The organism is Crocosphaera sp. XPORK-15E, assembly GCF_034931425.1.
Taxonomy (GTDB): domain Bacteria; phylum Cyanobacteriota; class Cyanobacteriia; order Cyanobacteriales; family Microcystaceae; genus UHCC-0190.
Window position 1 is genome coordinate 1 of record NZ_JAYGHQ010000056.1, and the last position, 3,452, is coordinate 3,452.

At 41.8% G+C, this 3,452-nt stretch carries 5 protein-coding genes; 3 read left to right on the plus strand and 2 right to left on the minus strand.

The features are described from left to right. Window positions 1–26: 26 nt before the first annotated feature. Complete coding sequence (locus tag VB691_RS24250; RefSeq protein ID WP_323294096.1) at window positions 27–569, minus strand: hypothetical protein; 543 nt, start codon at window positions 567–569, stop codon at window positions 27–29. Window positions 570–1,008: 439 nt separating this feature from the next. Between VB691_RS24250 and VB691_RS24255 the strand changes: the two genes are divergently transcribed. The 3 genes from VB691_RS24255 (at window position 1,009) to VB691_RS24265 (ending at window position 3,121) form a co-directional block, all read left to right on the plus strand. Then, the gene (locus tag VB691_RS24255; protein ID WP_323294097.1) at window positions 1,009–2,316 is read left to right on the plus strand and encodes an AAA-like domain-containing protein; all 1,308 of its coding nucleotides are present in this window, start codon (window positions 1,009–1,011) and stop codon (window positions 2,314–2,316) included. 312 nt (window positions 2,317–2,628) lie between these two features. Further along, window positions 2,629–2,868: a DUF4160 domain-containing protein gene (locus VB691_RS24260; protein ID WP_323294098.1), complete on the plus strand. Its 240-nt coding sequence runs from the start codon at window positions 2,629–2,631 to the stop codon at window positions 2,866–2,868. Further along, window positions 2,849–3,121: a DUF2442 domain-containing protein gene (locus tag VB691_RS24265; RefSeq protein WP_323294099.1), complete on the plus strand. Its 273-nt coding sequence runs from the start codon at window positions 2,849–2,851 to the stop codon at window positions 3,119–3,121. The genes VB691_RS24260 and VB691_RS24265 overlap by 20 nt, the downstream gene beginning before the upstream one ends. A gap of 73 nt (window positions 3,122–3,194) precedes the next feature. On the opposite strand, the gene VB691_RS24270 is transcribed toward VB691_RS24265, so the two are convergent. Beyond that, the coding region (locus tag VB691_RS24270; protein WP_323294100.1) for a hypothetical protein at window positions 3,195–3,452 on the minus strand (258 nt) is incomplete at its 5' end.

Consider the following 3,452-nt stretch of genomic DNA (forward strand, 5'->3'; position numbering starts at 1 on the left):
GCCCCTGATTTCATACTACGATTATGCTACTTTTTTGAAGTGCGGAATGTGGGTTCAATCTCAACCGCTTCACCCCCTAAAACAATTGTTTTACTATCATCTTCTGCCTTTAAATTGGCCAAAACGTTGCTAGTTAACGTCTCTCCTTGTACCAACCGCGCAAATATATCCCCTTCATCTCCTGCACTATCGGTGGTATTAATTTGAGCATCAATATAATGCCCAATTTCCTCAATAATAACCGAAGCGATCGCCTTGACATTTCCCGCGTTCGCACTTAAAAAACGTTCATTAAGGTAAATCTGATTCTTAGAAGCCGAATAAGCCCCATTCGTAGCCCCTAACACCTCATCTGATAAGATTTTGATCTCTGGTACTGAACTAAAATCTCCTTGGGAAAAAGCCGTAAATAACTGACTTGCTACCGTTTGATTGTAATTACTGCCGAAAGCTAAGTCTAACTGGGTCGGGTTATCAAAATAGATGTCCAAAGATTGATAAGCGAGAGCAAGAGCATCTTGAAATAAAGCAGGAATAACGGAAGCTTTGCTGATATTATTAGCACTCATGGCGAAATCTCCTCAAAATTGAATCCAGAAAAAATTTTATTGCTTGAATTTCATTAAAATCCACACTTACCTGAGTTCAAACCTGAGAATGACTGACTTCTTTCTGACTTATGACTAACTTTGTTCTGACTTTCACCTAAGAATAAGACCATTAACCTTAAAACTGTCCCTCAATACAGCAGACCTCTTGCGAAAGTAACCGAATAATTAATAAACAATAGGAAATAAGGATAAGAATCGACGAAAAATTTATGATGATTAATTATGTTTTTGACTTTCGCAAGAGGTCTAGCGATTCGCCAAAAGTCGAACAAAACTTCCAACCAAACCGCTTCCCAAACCAACACCCCCTCGCTTATCTAACATCTTTCTGACTTATATCTATCTTTAGTCTGACTTTTACCCTAGAATAAGAGCGTTAAACTTAAAACCGCCTCCCATGCCCCGATCGCTGAGAGTACAACCCACCCAATTAAACCGCGTCAAACTAGCCCTCCAACGAAACGGCTTCCCCAGCCAACGCGCCCTCGCCGAAGAAGTTGGACTATCTCTCGCCACCGTCAGCAACTTCCTCACAGGCAAACCCGTTGACTACAACACCTTTGAAGAACTCAGTCGGCAACTGGGCCTCGAATGGAAAGACATCGCCAACCTCGACTTTGAACCCAAACCCCCCACAAAACAAAAAAACCTCGAATTTTTTGACACCGAACCTGATAATTCCCCACCCTACCCCAACGGCGCAGTCCCCCTTAGTTCTCCCTTTTATCTCGAACGCAAACCCGTCGAAGCCCAGATCAAACAAGAAATTAGAAAACCAGGAACCCTAATCCGCATCAAAGCACCCAGGGAAATGGGCAAAACCTCCCTACTACTGAGAATCTTAGAATTTGCCAAAACCAAAAACTACCACACCGTCAGCCTCAACCTAGATCAAGTAGATCAAGCCATCTTGAACGATCTCAATAAATTTTTACGCTGGCTCTGTGCCAACATTGCTCGACAACTGCGCCTCAAACCAAGCTTAGACGAATATTGGGATCAAGATTTAGGCTGTAAAATAAGCTGTACCTCCTATTTTGAAGACTATTTACTAAAATCCGTCCAAAATCCCCTCGCTTTAGCCCTAGACGAAGCCCAACAAATTTTTGAACATCCCGCCGTTGCCAAAGACTTTTTACCCCTACTGCGATCGTGGTACGAAGAAAGCAAAACCTCACCCCTCTGGCAAAAACTCCGTCTAGTCATCGTTCACTCCACAGAAATCTACGTCCCACTCCAACTTAACCAGTCTCCCTTCAATGTCGGATTGCCCATTCAGTTAAGCCACTTTTCCCAAGAAGAAGTTAAAAAATTAGCTCAGTGCTACGGTCTGGACTGGGAACAGGGAGAACATTGTCAACAACTGATGAAAATGGTAGATGGCCATCCTGCCTTGGTACAAATCGCCCTCTATCACCTGAGTCGCGGAGAAATCACCTTAGAACATCTGTTAGAAACTGCCGCTACAAATGTTGGCATTTACACCCATCATTTACAGCGACATTGGCTACATTTAAAAGAATACCCCGAATTATTAACGGCCCTTCACTCAGTTCTGCCAGGTATTGAACGGGTTTCCTTAGAACCAATTTTTGCCCATAAATTAACCAGTTTGGGGTTGGTTAAACAGTTAGAATCAAATTTTGTTGCCAGTTGTGAATTATATCGCCAGTTTTTCCTAAATCATCAAAATTATGATTTCTAGACCGCGTTTTCAATCCTGTTATGGCGATCGCAAATCAGTTTAAAACACAAAAGCGATCGCAGTTTAACTCAACACATAGAAAAGCGATCGCAATTTAGTTCAGGACATAAAAGCGATCGCAAATTATTTCAAGACCTAGAAAAGCGATCGCAGTTTAGTTCAAGATATAAAAAAGCGATCGCCAATCAGTGTAAGATAGGAAAACGCGATTAAAAGGTACGTTATATTAACGTACTCTACAAGATCGGCGATCCTTGCAGTTAATATTGAAATCAAGAACTAACAACTCTCGATGATTACGAATTTCACTAAATGCCAACGGTAATTAGAATTGGACACTTTCGGTTTCACTTCTATTCTGATGAAGGTTCCGAGCCGCCCCATATTCATGTTCGTTCTCCTGATGGTGAATGTAAATTTTGGCTTGAACCGATTGTTATTTTAGCTTCTAATCGTGGCATTCCTTCCCATGAGCTACGTGAAGTAGAGAGGTTAGTTTATCAAAATCAAGTTCTTTTTAGGAGTGCTTATCGTGATTTCCACAACCGTTAATTCCATGATGACTATTGAACCTGTCGCCATTCGAGCCTGGGCAGACAAACGCATGATATATGTTGAACTCAGTGATGGACGTATTATCGGTTTTCCTGGTGATCGCTTCCGCATCTTGAAACAAGCGACAAATGAGCAATTGGCGGCGGTTAAGGTTGAGGTAAACGGCTATGCTCTAAGGTGGGAAGAATTAGATGAGGATATTACTGTTCCTGGGATTATTGCGGGTCATTTTCAGTTACCTCCTTGCTAATCCGTTTTGACAGGAACCGTAGGATACGTTTGCGAAGTGTAACCCAGATAATAAGTCAATAAAGATAAAAATCTTAATGTCGGGTGAAGACCCCCGCTACATTTTTCGACAAGATACTCACCAAAATTAGCGGGGGATGAAACCCGACCAATAAATAACGCGACTTGTACTGAGCTTCGACAAGCTCAGCTTCCGCGCAGCCGAAGTAAGCATCCATACTTCCCCTCTTGACATTTTGCGCTATAGTTTTTAGTATAAAAATATAGTTGTTTGAGGATGAATTAAACTCAACAGCAAGACAAGCATCATCTGAAAGAGCTTGGTCAGCTAT

Coding starts and splice junctions, on each gene's coding strand:
- VB691_RS24250 (WP_323294096.1), bottom strand. CDS start 569: ATGAGTGCTAATAATATCAGCAAAGCTTCCGTTATTCCTGCTTTATTT.
- VB691_RS24255 (WP_323294097.1), top strand. CDS start 1,009: ATGCCCCGATCGCTGAGAGTACAACCCACCCAATTAAACCGCGTCAAA.
- VB691_RS24260 (WP_323294098.1), top strand. CDS start 2,629: ATGCCAACGGTAATTAGAATTGGACACTTTCGGTTTCACTTCTATTCT.